This window comes from Streptomyces sp. NPDC043746 (genome assembly GCF_056436485.1).
Map to the genome: position 1 here is coordinate 1 of NZ_JBWKCM010000015.1, position 16320 is coordinate 16320.

General features: G+C 71.9%; 14 protein-coding genes. 7 read left to right on the forward strand and 7 right to left on the reverse strand.

The annotated features are described in order from the left end of the window. Positions 1-151: 151 nt before the first annotated feature. The 5 genes from AC0682_RS17710 to AC0682_RS17730 are packed head-to-tail and all read right to left on the reverse strand — an operon-like array spanning position 152 to position 5626. Entirely contained in the window at positions 152-1465 is a 1314-nt protein-coding gene (locus AC0682_RS17710; protein WP_478533766.1) for a DUF58 domain-containing protein, read from the reverse strand. Between the two features lie 10 nt (positions 1466-1475). Continuing rightward, positions 1476-2495, reverse strand: a complete 1020-nt coding sequence (locus AC0682_RS17715) for an AAA family ATPase (RefSeq protein WP_478533767.1) — start codon at positions 2493-2495, stop codon at positions 1476-1478. After that, the gene (locus AC0682_RS17720; protein ID WP_478533769.1) at positions 2492-3721 is read right to left on the reverse strand and encodes a DUF4350 domain-containing protein; all 1230 of its coding nucleotides are present in this window, start codon (positions 3719-3721) and stop codon (positions 2492-2494) included. Before AC0682_RS17720 ends, AC0682_RS17715 begins: the two co-directional genes overlap by 4 nt. Further along, on the reverse strand, positions 3718-4410 hold the full coding sequence (locus AC0682_RS17725) for a DUF4129 domain-containing protein (protein WP_478533770.1): 693 nt from the start codon (positions 4408-4410) through the stop codon (positions 3718-3720). The genes AC0682_RS17720 and AC0682_RS17725 overlap by 4 nt, the downstream gene beginning before the upstream one ends. Before the next feature lie 4 nt (positions 4411-4414). Beyond that, complete coding sequence (locus tag AC0682_RS17730; RefSeq protein WP_478533771.1) at positions 4415-5626, reverse strand: DUF7847 domain-containing protein; 1212 nt, start codon at positions 5624-5626, stop codon at positions 4415-4417. Between the two features lie 140 nt (positions 5627-5766). On the opposite strand from AC0682_RS17730, the gene mtnA reads away from it, so the two are divergent. The 7 genes from mtnA (at position 5767) to AC0682_RS17765 (ending at position 14275) form a co-directional block, all read left to right on the forward strand. Next, positions 5767-6909, forward strand: a complete 1143-nt coding sequence (mtnA, locus tag AC0682_RS17735) for an S-methyl-5-thioribose-1-phosphate isomerase (protein WP_478533772.1) — start codon at positions 5767-5769, stop codon at positions 6907-6909. 4 nt (positions 6910-6913) lie between these two features. After that, positions 6914-7603, forward strand: coding sequence for a two-component system response regulator MtrA (gene mtrA / locus AC0682_RS17740; RefSeq protein ID WP_266915499.1), 690 nt, complete (start codon positions 6914-6916; stop codon positions 7601-7603). A 1-nt stretch (position 7604) separates the two neighbouring features. Beyond that, positions 7605-9632: an MtrAB system histidine kinase MtrB gene (mtrB, locus tag AC0682_RS17745; RefSeq protein WP_478533773.1), complete on the forward strand. Its 2028-nt coding sequence runs from the start codon at positions 7605-7607 to the stop codon at positions 9630-9632. A gap of 28 nt (positions 9633-9660) precedes the next feature. Beyond that, a complete protein-coding gene (locus AC0682_RS17750) occupies positions 9661-11496 on the forward strand; it encodes an LpqB family beta-propeller domain-containing protein (protein ID WP_478533906.1) in 1836 nt (611 codons plus the stop codon). 92 nt (positions 11497-11588) lie between these two features. Beyond that, the gene (locus AC0682_RS17755; protein WP_478533774.1) at positions 11589-12317 is read left to right on the forward strand and encodes a ComF family protein; all 729 of its coding nucleotides are present in this window, start codon (positions 11589-11591) and stop codon (positions 12315-12317) included. Between the two features lie 330 nt (positions 12318-12647). Next, a complete protein-coding gene (gene hpf, locus AC0682_RS17760) occupies positions 12648-13337 on the forward strand; it encodes a ribosome hibernation-promoting factor, HPF/YfiA family (protein WP_254812435.1) in 690 nt (229 codons plus the stop codon). 185 nt (positions 13338-13522) lie between these two features. Next, positions 13523-14275, forward strand: a complete 753-nt coding sequence (locus AC0682_RS17765; protein WP_478533775.1) for a response regulator — start codon at positions 13523-13525, stop codon at positions 14273-14275. Positions 14276-14291: 16 nt separating this feature from the next. Here AC0682_RS17765 and AC0682_RS17770 read toward each other — a convergent pair whose 3' ends face one another. Next, a complete protein-coding gene (locus AC0682_RS17770) occupies positions 14292-15479 on the reverse strand; it encodes a winged helix-turn-helix domain-containing protein (RefSeq protein WP_478533777.1) in 1188 nt (395 codons plus the stop codon). A gap of 56 nt (positions 15480-15535) precedes the next feature. Then, complete coding sequence (locus tag AC0682_RS17775) at positions 15536-16135, reverse strand: GNAT family N-acetyltransferase (protein ID WP_478533778.1); 600 nt, start codon at positions 16133-16135, stop codon at positions 15536-15538. Between the last annotated feature and the right edge of the window lie 185 nt (positions 16136-16320).

A 16320-nucleotide genomic window follows, 5' to 3' on the forward strand; every position in this document is an offset into this window, starting at 1 on the left:
GTACTGCAGGGGGGACCCTGTGGGAGAGTAGGACGCCGCCGAACAATTTTTCTGGGAAAGCCCCGTACCGTATGGTGCGGGGCTTTCCTGCGTTCAGCGGCAGGTTGAGGCCCCGACCAGCTACAGATAGTGGCTGGCAGGGAGCCCCTTCTCAGAGACGGCCTGCGGCCTTCAGGGCCAGATAGGCGTCGGAGAGGGCCGGAGCGAGATCGTCCGGGGTGGCGTCCACGACGACGACGCCGTGGCGCTGGAGTTTCTCCGCCGTGCTGCGCCGTTCGGCCTGGGCCTGGGCGCCGGCCGCGGCGTCGTACACCGCGTCCACTGTGCCCCGGCTCTCCGCCATCTCCTCGATCCGCGGATCGGACACAGCTGCCAGCAGAATGGTGTGGCGTTGGGTGAGCTGAGGGAGCACCGGGAGGAGTCCCTCCTCGACGGCGGCGGTCTCCAGGCTCGTCAGAAGGACGATCAGCGAACCGCGGGGAGCGTCCGAGAGGGCTGTGGTGCTGAGGCCTCGGGCGTCCGTCTCGACGAGTTCGGGCTCCAGCGAAGCGAGGGTGCCGACGACCTTGGCGAGGACGTCGCCTCCCGTGGTCCGGCCCTGCACGCGGGCCCGTACGCGGCGGTCGTAGGCGAGGAGGCCCACGCGGTCCCCGGCACGTGTCGCGAGTGCGCTGAGGAGGAGCGCGGCGTCCATGGCCGCATCGAGGCGTGGGACGCCGCCCACCCGGCCAGCGGAGGTGCGTCCGGTGTCCAGGACGATCAGGATGTGCCGGTCGCGTTCGGGACGCCACGTCCGGACCGCGACTGCTGACTGGCGTGCTGTAGCCCTCCAGTCGATGGAACGCGTGTCGTCCCCCGGTACGTAGGCCCGCAGACTGTCGAACTCCGTGCCTTCACCCCGCGTCAGCACGCTGGTGCGGCCGTCGAGTTCCCGGAGCCGGGCGAGCCTGGAGGGCAGATGCTTACGGCTGGCGAACGCGGGCAGCACCCGCACGGTCCACGGGACGCGGTGGTGCCCCTGGCGCGCGGCGAGGCCGAGGGGGCCGTAGGAACGGACGGTGATGCGCTCGGCCTGGCGGTCGCCGCGACGGGTGGGGCGCAGCACGGTGGTGAGACGCCGCTGTTCGCCGGGAGGAACCGTCAACGCGTGGCGGGAGGAGGCCTGTTCGCTCCCCGTGGGCCAGCTGCTCGGCGGCCAGGCGTCGCGGAGCTGCGCCCGCAGCCGCCGTCGCGACGTATTGGTCACGGTGAGTTGCACTTCCGCCGCTTCACTGAGTCGAACGGATGTATCACCGGATCGGGTGAATCGGAGCGGGCGCACTGGCGCTGCCAGGGCATAGTCGCACAGAATCGCTAGTGAGAGCGGTGCGTTGACGGCGAGCATCCCGGTCCAGCTCGGAGCGAGGATGCCTACGGGGAGTGATCCCAGTGCGGCCAGCAGTGCGGTACGTCCGGTGAGGGCCATGGTCACCGCCTCATCGGGGTACGGGGACGTGGGCGAGCACCGAGGTGATGACGGAGTCGGGGGTTACCCCCTCCATCTCTGCCTCGGGCCGCAGGTGGATGCGATGACGGAGCGTGGGGAGCGCCAGGGCTTTCACATCGTCCGGGGTGACGTAGTCCCGGCCGGTGAGCCAGGCCCAGGCGCGTGCGGTCGAGAGCAGGGCGGTGGCGCCTCGGGGGGAGACGCCCAGAGCGAGCGAGGGGGATTCGCGCGTGGCACGACAGATATCCACGACATAGCCGGCGATCTCAGGGGAGACCGCGGTTTTGGCGACGGCTGAGCGGGCCGCCTCCAGGTCGGCGGGGTCGGCGACGGGCCGTATGCCTGCTGCCTTGAGGTCCCGTGGGTTGAAGCCGCCGGCGTGACGGGTGAGGACGTCGATCTCGTCCTGCCGGGAAGGCAGCGGCACCGTCAGCTTGAGCAGGAAGCGGTCGAGTTGGGCTTCCGGGAGCGGATAGGTGCCCTCGTACTCGACCGGGTTCTGGGTGGCGGCGACCAGGAAGGGGTCCGGCAGCGGGCGCGGTGTGCCGTCGACGGTGACCTGGCGCTCCTCCATCGCTTCCAGGAGGGAGGCCTGTGTCTTGGGAGGGGTGCGGTTGATCTCGTCCGCCAGCAGCAGGTTGGTGAAGACCGGGCCGGGCTGGAAGGAGAACTCGGCGGTTCGGGCGTCGTAGACGAGGGAGCCCGTCACATCGCTCGGCATGAGGTCGGGGGTGAACTGGACGCGCTTGGTGTCGAGTCGGAGGGAGGCGGCGAGTGCCCGGACCAGCAGGGTCTTGGCGACACCGGGGACTCCTTCGAGGAGGACGTGTCCTCGGCAGAGCAGGGCGACGACGAGTCCGGTGACGGCAGGGTCCTGGCCGACCACGGCCTTGGCGATCTCGGAGCGGAGGGCCTCCAGGGAGGCGCGGGCGCCGTCGGCGGGCTCCGGAGCCGCAGGGGTCGCCAGGACCGCTGTGGGGTCGGCCGGCTCGGGGGTCGGGGCGCTCATGAAGTGCGTACCTCTCTTTCGAGGGCGTCGAGGTGGTCGGCCAGCAGGACAAGGGCCGCGTCGTCGGCGGGGGCCGGGCCGAAGAGCAGGGTGCTCAGTTCGCCGTCCGGGGTGGTGGTACGGGCGGCCACGGCAGGGAGGAGGACGTGAGGAGTGTGGGCCTCGCGGGCGGTGACGCCGGTGAGGCGGGCGATGCGGGCGCGTGCGGCGGTTCGCAGCGATGCGGCTGCCCGGTCGCGGGCGTTGGTCTTGCGGTAGAGACCGGCGCGGCCTTCGGCGGATTCCGAAGCGCGGATGGAGACCGGCAGCTGTTCCATGACCAGGGGGCCGAGCCGACGGGACCGCCAGATCGCCGCGAGGACGGCGGCGAGGGTGAGTTGGAGTGTCCCCCAGAGCCAGCCGGAGGGGATCAGGTCGAGGAAGTCGCTCTCGTCGGCGGAGGTCTCCTCGCCGGTGCGACCGCCGTCGTCGGGGGAGCCGTCATCGGCGGTGGCGGATGGATCGGTGAGAGAGGGGAGGTACCAGACGAGATGGGGACGCGAACCGAGGAGTTGCAGGGCGAGAGAGGCGTTGCCCTGTTGGTCGAGACGCTCGTTGTGGAGGAAGTCGGGGGAGCCGAGCAGGACGGTGTCGCCGTCTCCGCGCGCCGGGCGTATCAGGAGGCTGGGGGTTCCGTCGCTCGGGTAGCAGGCGGTGGCGGAGGAGCCGGGAGCCGTGTAGCGGATGCCGCCCATGTCCGCCGTGCCGGCGCTGCGGGCGGCGGGGAGTGTGCAGGACGGAGGGATCGCGTCCACCGGGCGGTGGGATTCGGCGCGTACGCCGGGGGCCAGCCTGGACACGGCCGCTGGGCCGGGGGCGATCAGGAGGGTGCGGCCGGTGGAGGCGTTGGCCGCCTCGTGGAGTCGGCGCTGTTGCGAGGGGGTCAGGAGGTTGGGGCCGGTGACCAGGAGCGTGGTGTCGGATCCCACCGCCGTGGTGGCTTCGTCGAGGGTGGTCGCGACGGTGATGGACACCCCGCGTTCCCTGAGGAGTTCCGCCGCGGCGCGGCTGCCCTTCGGGCCGGGGGAACGGGGGTCGAGGTGCCCGTAGTCGGTGCCGGAGCGGACCGCGGCGAACGTGATGCCCGCGATCACGAGGACGAGCAGGGCGATCAGCGGTCCTCGCGCGCGCTTCCAGACCTGGTCGGGGGTGGGCGCGGTCGAGGTGGGGGAGGGGGCCGCGGTCATCCGGCGGCTCCTCGGGGGGCTCCGGAGAGTATGGGTTTCGCCTCGTCCAGCTCGGTGTCCAGGGCGCGCAGGGACAGGTATGCGGGTCGGCCCGCGGTGCGGCCGCCGTATGTGACGTCGTCGAACTCCCGGGCGGCGGAGCGGAGTCGGGTGGCGTGGTCGGGCAGGACGCGGCCCGCTTCCGCTGCGGCTTCGTCCGCCGTGCGGCCGGGGCGGAGGTCGAGCAGAGCGCGTTCCTCCAGGGACCGGACGATGGCCCGCATGCGTTCCTGGACCGCTTCGGTCCAGCGGAGGGCGGTGGCGTGGGCTTCGGCCGCGGCTCGGTGCTCGGCGGCGCTGCGGGGGCCCTCGCTCTCGAAAAGGGCGTCCGCGGTGGGGCGGGAGAAGCGTTGCGGGGTGCCGAGCCGCCACCAGAGCGCGACGGCGAGGCCGACGACGAGAAGGACCACGACGACGAGCCCCGCAGGGCCGCCGGGGGCGACGCTCGCGGCGGCGTCGAACACTCCCGTGACCAAGTCCCAGAACTTGTTCAGTGCGCGCTGGAGGAAGCTTGGATCGTGCTCGTGGTACATCGGCTTGGACAGCTCGGTCTCGGCGGCCTCCCGGGCCGGGACCCGCGGAGTGTCCACGGGTATGTCGCCCGCGCCGATGACCTGCCGTGCTGTTGTGGCGCCCCCCGCCCCCGACACCTCATCAGCTCCTAGGGGTGTCGGTGTCGTGGCCCGGGAGTCCCGCGGCCCGGGCCAGGTCGAGGTCGAGCGCCTCGCGGCGGATGCGCTGGTCGACGTAGAGCAGCGCCATCACCCCGGCGAGGAAGGGGTAGGCGAGCGTCGAGACGATCACTTCGCCGATGCCCGTGACGATCAGGAAGGGCCAGCTCAGGGAAGCGGCGCCGGCTTCGGGAAAGTCGCCTATGCCGACTGCGCCGGCGACGGCCATCAGGAGGACGACCAGGATGGAGACGGCCAGGCTGAGCAGGAGGACGATCAGCTGAGACAGGGCCAGGATCCCGAAGGTGCGCCACCACGCGCCGCGGACCAGCTTCGCCGACCTTCGCAGGGCCGCGATGATGCCCTGCCGCTCCAGCATCAGGGCGGGGGCGGCGAGGGCGAAGGTGATGTAGAGCCAGGGGACCACGACGCACGCGGCGGCGAAGCCGAGCAGTACGAGCACCGCGCCCGCCTTGCCGCCGACCAGGAGTCCGGGGGTGACGCCGACGGTCATGACGGTCAGGAGTACCAGCATCACCAGAAGGGTCAGCCCGATCAGGGGGAGGATCCGCGGGCGGGCTTCGGCCCAGGCCTCGGCCAGTGTGACGGGGCGGCCCAGCACCGAGCGGCTGATCACCACGGTGACGACGGAGGTGGTGAACAGCGTGGCGATCAGGGCGAGGAGAACGGCCGGGGTGAGGGAGACCAACGCTGTCCGGAGGGATTCGGAAGCCTGGCGGAGGGCTTCGGTGCCGGACGCGTTCGGGTCGATGTCGGTCGGCTTGGGCAGGAGATAGCGCTGCATGAGGACGACGGCGACCTGGACGACCACGGAGACCGCGAGGCTGAAGCCGAGTGCGGTGCGCCAGTGGGCGCGCAGGGCCGAGACGGAGCCGTCGAGGATCTCACCGAGGCCCAGGGGGCGCAGCGGGATGACACCGGGCTTCGCGGCCGGGGGCTGTGCGCCCCAGGGGCGGCGCTGCGGTCCACCGCCCCAGCCAGGGGCGGGCGGTCGCGCACCAGGGCCGCCGACGGGGTTGCCCGGCGGGGACCACTGCCCGGGAGGCGGCTGCTCGGGGGACCACTGTCCCGTCGGCGCGCTTCCGTCCTTGGGCTCGGAGGGGCGGGGAACGGCCGCCTCCTGGCCGTCGGAGGGGGCAGATCCGGGCGTCGCCCAGCCCGGAGAGTCGTTCATTCTCGCTCCTTCACCGTCCTGACCGCTCATCGGCGCGGCAGGTTGGCAGCCATCGTGCCACGGGCCGGTGCGCCGCGGACCGGGAGCCTTCTCTCCTTCGTGCCTTCATTTGTGGGCGGCTCACCGGGCAGACTGGGCGGATGGCTGATCAGGACGTGCAAACGCCGGTGGGCGAAGAGCCTCCCGCGCTTTCCGTGCTCCGTTGGGACGAACTTCCGGAGGGCCCCGTACTGGTGCTCCTCGACCAGACGAGGCTGCCCGCGGAGGAGGTGGAACTGGTCTGTACGGATGTGCCCGCGCTGGTGCGGGCGATCCGGACGCTGGCGGTGCGAGGGGCCCCGCTGCTCGGGATCGCCGGAGGGTACGGGGTGGCGCTCGCGGCGGCGCGGGGCTACGACGTGGCGGAGGCGGCCGGGCTGCTGGAGGGGGCGCGGCCCACCGCGGTGAACCTCGGTTACGGGGTGCGACGGGTGGCCTCGGCCTACGGGGCGGCGGCCCGCAAGGGGGCGGAGGCGTCGGAGGCCGCGGCCGTGGCCCTGGCCGAGGCGCGGGCGCTGCACCGGGAGGACGCCCGGGCCAGCGCGCGGATGGCGGAGCACGGGACGGCGCTGCTGGAGGAGCTGCTGCCGGGGCGGGGCTACCAGTTGCTGACCCACTGCAACACCGGGGCACTGGTCTCCGGGGGCGAGGGGACAGCGTTCGCGGTGGCGTTGCGAGTGCACCGGCAGGGGCGGCTTCGCCGCCTGTGGGTGGACGAGACCCGGCCGCTGCTCCAGGGGGCGAGGCTGACGGCGTACGAGGCGGCGCGCGGCGGGATGTCCTACAGCCTGCTCACGGACAGTGCGGCGGGGTCCCTGTTCGCCGCTGGGGAGGTGGATGCCGTGCTCATCGGGGCGGACCGCATCGCCGCGGACGGCTCGGTGGCCAACAAGGTGGGGAGCTATCCGCTGGCGGTGCTGGCGAAGTACCACCATGTGCCGTTCATCGTGGTGGCGCCGACGACGACCGTGGACATGGAGACGGCGGAGGGCACATCGATCATCGTCGAGCAGCGTTCCGGGCAAGAGGTGACGGAGGTCACATCGCCGCGGAGCGGGTCGACGGCGGGTGGAGGTGGGATGGTCGTCGCACCCCTCGGGGCCCCGGTGTACAACCCGGCTTTCGACGTCACGCCGCCGGAGCTGATCACGGCGATCGTCACCGAGGAGGGTGTCATTTCCCCGGTCACGGGGGTCGGACTGGCCGAGCTGTGTGCCAGGTCATCGCAGGTAACGATTAGCTAATGGGATGATGTCGATTATGAAGGGACGCGTCCTTGTCGTCGACGACGACACCGCACTGGCCGAGATGCTCGGGATTGTGCTGCGTGGAGAAGGTTTCGAGCCGTCGTTCGTAGCGGACGGCGACAAGGCACTGGCCGCATTTCGTGAGGCCAAGCCGGACCTGGTGCTGCTCGACCTCATGCTGCCCGGAAGGGACGGCATCGAGGTGTGCAGGCTGATCAGGGCCGAGTCCGGTGTGCCGATCGTCATGCTCACTGCCAAGAGCGACACCGTCGATGTCGTGGTCGGCCTGGAATCAGGTGCCGACGACTACATCGTCAAGCCGTTCAAACCGAAGGAGCTGGTCGCCCGCATCAGGGCCCGCCTGCGGCGGTCCGAAGAGCCCGCGCCGGAGCAGTTGGCCATCGGTGACCTGGTCATCGATGTGGCCGGTCACTCCGTGAAGCGGGAGGGACAGTCCATCGCCCTCACCCCGCTGGAGTTCGACCTGCTGGTCGCCCTCGCCCGCAAGCCCTGGCAGGTCTTCACCCGTGAGGTCCTGCTGGAGCAGGTCTGGGGCTACCGGCACGCGGCCGACACCCGGCTGGTGAACGTGCATGTCCAGCGGCTGCGCTCCAAGGTCGAGAGGGACCCGGAGCGGCCGGAGATCGTGGTGACCGTCCGGGGGGTCGGTTACAAGGCCGGGCCGAGCTGACATGGCCGAGGGCAGCGCTGCTCCGAACCCCGGGGAGCCGGGAGTCCGTACGGGGCGGGCTGCCGGTCCGGGACGGAAGGCTTCTCGTATGAGCCGTTTCCTGCAGGGCGGCCGGTTGTTCCAGGACCGGGCGCCTGGTGGTCCCGTGCCCCGTCTTCTGATGCGGTGGGTGCGCCGTCCGTTGCTGCCCGCCGTGCGGTTGTGGCGGCGCAATCTGCAGCTCCGTGTCGTCGCGGGCACGCTGCTGATGTCGATGGGCGTGGTGCTGCTGCTCGGCTTCGTCGTCATCGGGCAGGTCCGCAACGGCCTGCTCGACGCGAAGGGCAAGGCGGCCCAGACCCAGGCCGCCGGTGGCTTCGCCGCCGCCCAGGAGCGGGCGAACGCCTCCCTGGCCCCGGGCGGCCAGGGTGCCGAGGGCCCCGACGGGGTGACCGCCAGCACCTCCTGGCGCACCGAACTCGTCGATCAGCTCGCGAGTGGCGGCAAGAACGCCTTCAACGTGGTCGCCCTCAGCGCGGACTCGACCAACGAGGGCGCGGGCAGCCGTGCCCCCCGGGGTTCGGGCAGCGTCGAGGCGGCCAGCGTGCCTGAGCGGCTGCGCCAGGACGTGGGCAAGGGCCAGGGCGCCTTCCAGACGTACTCCCTGATCCGCTACTCCAACGGCAACGAGTCACAGCCCGGCCTCGTCGTCGGCAAGCGGCTCTACGACATCGACCAGCACCCCTACGAGCTGTACTACCTCTTCCCGCTCACGCAGGAGGAGAAGTCCCTGACGCTGGTCAAGACGACCCTGGCGACCGCCGGGCTCTTCGTCGTCGTGCTGCTCGGGGCCATCGCTTGGTTCGTGGTGCGTCAGGTCGTCACCCCGGTGCGGATGGCGGCCGGTATCGCGGAGCGGCTCTCCGCCGGGAAGCTCCAGGAACGGATGAAGGTCACCGGCGAGGACGACATCGCCCGGCTCGGTGAGGCCTTCAACAAGATGGCGCAGAACCTCCAGCTGAAGATCCAGCAGCTGGAGGAGCTCTCCCGGATGCAGCGGCGCTTCGTCTCCGACGTCTCGCACGAGCTGCGGACCCCGCTCACGACCGTACGGATGGCCGCCGACGTCATCCACGAGGCGCGCGTCGACTTCGACCCGGTCACCGCGCGTTCGGCCGAACTCCTCGGTGACCAGCTCGACCGCTTCGAGTCGCTCCTCTCCGACCTGCTGGAGATCAGCCGGTTCGACGCGGGCGCGGCGGCGCTGGAGGCCGAGCCGATAGACCTGCGGACCGTGGTGCACCGGGTGATCGGCGGTGCCGAGCCGCTCGCCGAGCGCAAGGGCAGCCGCATCCTGGTCGTCGGCGACGACCAGCCGGTGATCGCCGAGGCCGATGCCCGGCGCGTCGAGCGGGTGCTGCGCAACCTCGTGGTCAACGCCGTCGAGCACGGTGAGGGCCGGGACGTCGTGGTGCGGATGGGGGTGGCCCAGGGCGCGGTCGCCGTGGCCGTACGGGACTACGGGGTCGGGCTCAAGCCCGGTGAGGCGACCCGGGTCTTCAACCGGTTCTGGCGCGCCGACCCGGCGCGGGCCCGGACCACCGGCGGCACCGGCCTCGGCCTCTCCATCGCGGTCGAGGACGCCCGGCTGCACGGCGGCTGGCTCCAGGCCTGGGGCGAGCCCGGCGGCGGCTCCCAGTTCCGGCTGACCCTGCCGCGTACGGCGGACGAGCCGCTGCGCGGTTCACCGATACCGCTGGAGCCCGAGGACTCCCGGCGCAACCGCGAGAGCCGGGAGCGCGACGAGGCGCCGACGGGCGAGAACCGGCTGCTCTCCGTGCCGAGCCAGACCGGGGCGGCGATGCGCTCACCGCTGCCCGTACCGGGCTGTGGTCCCGCCGTGCCGCACCCGGCCCCCGCCTCGGTGCACCCGGCGGCCCTGCCCGGCAACGGGGCCAGGGTCGTGGCCCGCCCGGCACCGGAGCGCCCCGGCGGCGCCGACTCCCCGGCGCACCCTTCCGACCAGGAGGACACCACTCGTGGGTACTGACCGCCGTCGTGGCGGCCCCGGACGCGGCGTGCGGCTCACCGCGCTGCTCGGCTGCTCCGTCATCGTGCTCGCAGGCTGCGGGTCGATGCCGGTGACCGGTGACGTCAAGGCGGTCGACGCCTCGCAGCCGGGCGACTCCCAGGTGCAGGTGTACGCGGTGGAGCCCCGCGAGGGCGCGGCGCCCAGCGAGATCGTCGACGGCTTCCTGGAGTCGATGACCAGCGACGACCCCGGTTTCCGGACCACCCGCAAGTATCTGAGCCGGGCGGCCGCCGAGACCTGGCAGCCGAGCGAGGGCACCACCGTGCTCGCCCAGGCCCCCAACCGCAGCGGCCCCCTCCTCCAGGACGAGGAGCGCCGCGACGCCGAGACCTCCTACACGCTGACCGGCGAGAAGGTGGCGGCGGTCGACGCCCAGAGTTCGTACCAGCCGCTCGCCCCCACCGACTACTCCCAGGTCCTGCACCTGGTGCGGGAGGAGGTGGCGGACGGGAAGACCGAGTGGCGCATCGACATCGTGCCCGACGGCCTGGTCCTCGGGCAGTCCGACTTCAAGCGGCTCTACCGCTCCGTGAACAAGTACTACTTCGCCACCGGGCGGACGGACGGCCGCCCGGCGCTTGTCGCCGACCCCGTCTACGTACGCACGGGCACCGACCCGGTCACCCGCATGAGCACGGCGACGCAGACGGTCAGGACGCTGCTGGAGGGGCCGACGAACTGGCTGCGGCCCGTGGTCGACTCCCGGTTCCCCACCGGGACCGCCCTGCGCAAGGGCGTCGTCGCGCTGGCCCCCGACGACCAGAACGTGCTGAAGGTGCCGCTCAACGACAAGGCCGACAAGGCGGGCCGGGCGGCCTGCCGGATGATGGCCGCCCAGGTGCTCTTCACTCTGCGGGACCTGACCTCCGCCCGGGTCGAGCAGGTGGAGCTGGAGGGCGGCAAGGGCCGGCTCTGCGCGCTGGACGCGGACGAGGCGGCGAAGTTCTCCTCCGACAGCGGCTCCGACGGGCCCGACAGCCAGTACTTCATCGACGCCAAGGGGACGGTCCAGAAGATCCCCGGCGCCACCGGGGGCAACGGCACCCCCGAGGCGGTGCACGGCCCCCTCGGCACCGGCGCGGCCGCGATGGGCGCCGTCGGCGTGGCCCGGGACGAGCAGCGGGCCGCCGCGGTCTCGGCCGACGGGCAGCACCTCTACGTCGCCTCCCTGGTCGCGTCGGGCGAGCTGGCCCCGCCCGCGGTGACCAGCGCGGGCAAGAAGGCCACCGACCGGCTGTCGTCCCCGAGCTGGGACGGGCGGGGCGATCTGTGGGTCGCCGACCGCGACAAGGCGCGCCCGCGGCTGCTGCGGTTGGTCGAGGGCGAGGGCGAGCCGCAGGAGGTCCGGGTCCCGGGCCTGGACGGCGGGCGGATCGAGGAGCTGCGACTCTCGGCGGACGGGGTGCGCATCGCCCTGCTGGTCACGGCGGACGGGCACACGACGCTGAAGATCGGCCGGGTCGAGCGGCGCGGGACCCAGGAGGCGCCCGAGATCTCCGTCGAGGACCTGCGCCAGGCCGCGCCCCAACTCACGGACGTCTCGGCCATCTCCTGGTCGGGCCGCAGCCGTCTCGTGGTGGTGGGCAAGGAGGCGGGCGGCATCCAGCAGGTGCGGTACGTGCAGGCGGACGGTTCCACGCCGTCCTCCGGTGCCTCCGGAGTGCTGCCGGGGGTCAACCAGGTCCGGGCGGTCGCCGCGGCGGACGACGAGGTGCTTCCGCTGATGGCGGAGACCGAGGGCGACGGCATAGTGAAGCTCTCGCCGGGGGACAACTGGCAGACGGTCCTGGAGGAAGGCACCTCACTGGTCTACCCGGGCTGACGCCGGTTGCAAGCCCCTGGGGGGATCGGGCCTCCTGCCGGTGGTTGTCCACAGGGGTGGTCCGTCCTGCGGTGTGCGGGCACTGTGGAGCCATGCGGGAGTGGTGGGGGGAGTTCTCCGGTCTGGTCCTGCCGGTGGCCTGTGCGGGCTGCGGAAGAGCGCGTACGGAGCTGTGCTCGCTGTGCGGGTCGGCGCTGAGCGGGGCGGTTCCCCGGAGGGTGCGCCCCTCGCCCAGGCCTGCGGGGCTTCCGGCGGTGCATGCGGCGGCGCCGTACGAGAACGCCGTACGCGCGGTGCTGCTGGCCCACAAGGAGCGCGGGGCACTCGGGCTCGCGCGCCCCCTCGGACGGGCCCTGGCGGCCTCCGTACGGGCCGGGACGGGGCAGGTGGGGGCCGTGGGACCCCTGCTGCTGGTGCCCGTACCCTCAGCGCCCTCCGCCACCGCGGCACGCGGTCATGATCCGGTGCGGCGGATCGCCCGCTCGGCGGCGTGCGAGCTGCGGCGCACGGGGTGTCCGGCCCGGGTCCTGCCGGTGCTCCGGCAGCGCCGTGCGGTCGTCGACCAGTCGGGGCTGGGCGCCCGGGGAAGGCGGGCGAATCTCGCCGGGGCGCTGGAGGTGGCGGGCGGGGCGGAGCGGCTGCTCGGCCCCGGAAGGGTGGTCCTGGTGGACGACCTGTTGACGACGGGATCGACGCTGGCCGAGGCGGCGCGGGCCGTCGCCGAGGCGCTCGGGAGCCCCCGTGGTCCCTTCGGCGACCCGGTGTGCGCGGCGGCGGTCGTCTCTGCTTCTCCGTCCGCCTTCGAAATAAACCGGAACTGACCGAGAACTTGCATCGTTGCAGGTAATGGGAGGGCGAGACCCCTTGAACGGAGGTAAGTGCCGGTAGCGGGTGCCGATACCCGGGTGCGCAGGCTATGTTCGGTGGTGAGGAGCGGTGAAGGCCGAACCTCGATGAATGCACCTTGAGGTTTCGGGCAGGTAACTCACCGATGGACCGGAAGCAGCCGAGCCGGTGGGGTAGTGACCTCTCCGACGGGGGAGGAGGAGGCGAAAGTCACCGAGTCCGAGGCCCCTGGGGATCACCGGGGGCTGGTGCAAAAGGGAGATGCCCCGCCGTTTGAGCGGGGCGATCCGGGAACGGAGTTCTGCGTGGACATCGTCGTCAAGGGCCGCAAGACCGAGGTGCCCGAGCGGTTCCGCAAGCACGTGGCCGAGAAGCTGAAGCTGGACAAGATCCAGAAGTTCGACGGCAAGGTGATCAGCCTCGACGTCGAGGTGTCCAAGGAGCCGAATCCCCGTCAGGCCGACCGTTCCGACCGGGTGGAGATCACGCTCCGTTCGCGCGGCCCGGTCATCCGGGCGGAAGCGGCAGCGGGTGACCCCTACGCAGCGCTCGACCTGGCCACCGGAAAGCTGGAGGCCCGGCTGCGCAAGCAGCACGACAAGCGCTACAGCCGCCGCGGCAACGGCCGTCTCTCCGCCGCCGAGGTCGGGGACGTGGTGCCGGGTGTCGCCTCGTTCGACGAGGACGGCGAGTTGGTCGGCGAGCAGCCGTCGGAACCCGTACCGACCACGAGGGTCGGATCGATCGAGGTGCAGGGCGAAGGGCCGCTCGTGATGCGCGAGAAGACCCACACCGCCGCACCCATGGCGCTCGACCAGGCGCTCTACGAGATGGAACTGGTCGGACACGACTTCTACTTGTTCGTCGACTCCGAGACGAAGGAGCCCAGTGTCGTCTACCGGCGACACGCCTACGACTACGGCGTCATCCACCTGAGGACCGACCCGCTCGCCGCTGACGAAGCAGGCGGCGCGGGCGGTGCGCTCGGCGGCTGACGCCCCACCACCACGGTGCCCCTGGAGCGGTTTCACGCCACCAGGGGCACCTGCGCGCGGGTGCAGGATCACCGCTGGGGCGTCGCGGCATGGAATCATGGCGTCCCGAGCCAACCGGTGTTCGCCGGAACGCCGTTGGCGGACGACCGATGACTATCAGGCCGTGGCCTTCAGGGGGAGGAACGATGGTGGACACCTTCGGGCCCGTGCGCGGTGCGAGAGGCTCCGACGACGACGGCGCCCATGCCGTCGACGACGTGGACGGCCCCCCGCGCAAGGAGCCGATCAGGGTCCTCGTGGTCGACGACCACGCGCTCTTCCGCAGGGGGCTGGAGATCGTCCTCGCACAGGAGGAGGACATCCAGGTCGTCGGTGAGGCCGGAGACGGTTCGGAGGCGGTCGACAAGGCCGCCGACCTGCTGCCCGACATCATCCTGATGGATGTGCGGATGCCCAAGCGCGGAGGCATCGAGGCCTGCACCGCCATCAAGGAGGTGGCCCCCAGCGCGAAGATCATCATGCTGACGATCAGTGACGAGGAGGCCGACCTCTACGACGCGATCAAGGCGGGCGCCACCGGATACCTCCTCAAGGAGATCTCCACCGACGAGGTGGCGACGGCCATTCGCGCCGTGGCCGACGGACAGTCCCAGATCAGCCCCTCCATGGCCTCCAAGCTGCTCACCGAGTTCAAATCGATGATCCAGCGCACCGACGAGCGGCGGCTCGTCCCCGCCCCCCGGCTCACCGACCGGGAACTGGAAGTGCTGAAACTCGTGGCGACCGGCATGAACAACCGGGATATCGCCAAGGAGTTGTTCATCTCCGAGAACACGGTGAAGAACCACGTCCGCAATATTCTGGAGAAGCTCCAGCTGCACTCCCGCATGGAAGCCGTGGTCTATGCCATGCGGGAGAAGATCCTCGAAATCCGCTGACCCGCGGGACAGCACCTCAGCGGTGGGCCCGCTGGAGCGCCCGGCCGATCTCGTCCCTGAGCGGGTCGCGCAGCTCCGGGGCGTCGATCCGCTCCAGCCGGATGTCCGTACAGCCCACCCAGGCCGCCGCCTCCACCAGAGCCTGGGCCATCGGGGCGACCGCCTTCGGACCGGCCAGCGAGGCCTGCCGGGCGACCAGCGTGGTGCCCTCGCGCGCCGGGTCGATACGGCCCTGGAGCTTCCCGCCCGCCAGCAGCGGCATCGCGAAATAGCCGTGGACCCGCTTCTGCTTGGGGACGTACGCCTCCAGCCGGTGCGTGAAGCCGAAGATCCGCTCGGTCCGCGCCCGCTCCCAGACCAGCGAGTCGAACGGCGACAGCAGCGTCGTACGGTGGCGTCCGCGCGGCTCGGCGGCCAGCGCCTCCGGGTCCGCCCAGGCGGGCTTGGACCAGCCCTCCACCGTCACCGGCACCAGCCCCGAGTCCGCCACCACGGCGTCGAACTCCTCGCCCCTGAGCCGGTGGTAGTCCGCGATGTCGCTGCGGGTGCCCACGCCCAGCGACCGGCCCGCCAGCGCGACCAGCCGCCGCCGGCACTCGGTGTCGCTCAGATCGTCATGGAGCACCGCGTCCGGAATGGCCCGCTCGGCCAGGTCGTAGACCCGCTTCCAGCCGCGCCGCTCGGTGCAGACCACCTCGCCGTACATCAACGCCCGCTCGACGGCGACCTTGGAGGCCGACCAGTCCCACCACTCCCCGCCGTTCTTCGCGCCGCCCAGCTCGGTCGCCGTCAGCGGGCCCTCCGTACGCAACTGCTTGATCACCGTGTCGTAGACGCCGTCGGGCAGATCGTGGTGCCAGTGCGGGCGGGCCCGGTAGGCGCGGCGCCGGAACGCGAAGTGCGGCCACTCCTCGACGGGCAGGATGCACGCGGCGTGCGACCAGTACTCGAAGGAGCGCCCGCCCGACCAGTACGCCTCCTCCACCGCGCGCCTGCCCACCGCGCCGAGCCGGGCGTAGGGGATCAGCTCGTGCGAGCGGGCCAGCACGGAGATGGTGTCCAACTGGACGGCCCCGAGATGGCGCAGCACCCCGGGCACGCCCGCCCGGCGGTCCGGAGCACCCAGGAACCCCTGGGCGCGCAGCGCGATGCGGCGGGCCTGGTCGGCGGAGAGTTCGACTGCGGGAGGCGGCACAGGCGTCATGTGTCGAACCCTAGACCGCACCACTGACAGTCAGGGAGGGAGCACCGGCGGCGGCCTCACCGCGCTGTGTCCGGGGCGGCACCGTGCCGCTCGGGGAGGTACGGGTGGGTGCCCGGCAGTCCCAGGTCGGACGGGAGCAGCGCCGCCGTCCACGCGTCCCGCCGCACCCCCTTGTTGAGCAGCCCGGACCGCTGCTCGCCCTCCAGCCGGAACCCGGCCCGCAGGGCGACCGCCCGGGAGGCCACGTTGCCGATCTCGGCGCGCCACTCCAGCCGGTCCGCCCCGAGCGCGGTGAAGGCCCAGCGGGCGGAGCCGAGCACCGCCTCGGTGACGTACCCGCGATTGCGGTGCTCCCGGGAGGACCAGTAGCCGACCTCGTACGTCCCCGGCCGGCTGCGGCGGTCGACGGACAGCGCCCCGACGAGCGCGTCGCTCTCCTGCAGCACCAGGGCGAAGCTGTAGGCGGAGTCGTCCCGCCACCCCGCCGGGGCGAGCTGGGCGATGAACAGCTCCGCGTCGGTGAGCCGGTACGGGGAGGGGATCACCGTCCACCGCTGGATGTCGGGGTCCTGACAGGCCGCATGCACCTTGTAGGTGTCCTGCGGGCCGAACGGCCGCAGCAGAAGGCGTCGCGTGGTGAGAGTGATCGGCTCCATACAGTGATTCTCATGAGCGGGGATCCGTGACGCGAGCACTTTTGGGGCTTCCCGGCACCTTCCGCGCCTCTCGTCCGTTGTCCGGGAGGGTGCGGCAAGGTCCACGCGACGGCAGCCCTCCCGACGCGGTGGTGTCCTCGCTTACGATGGCCGTTGCGGTGGGGCCCACCTGCCGTGCCCGCGCC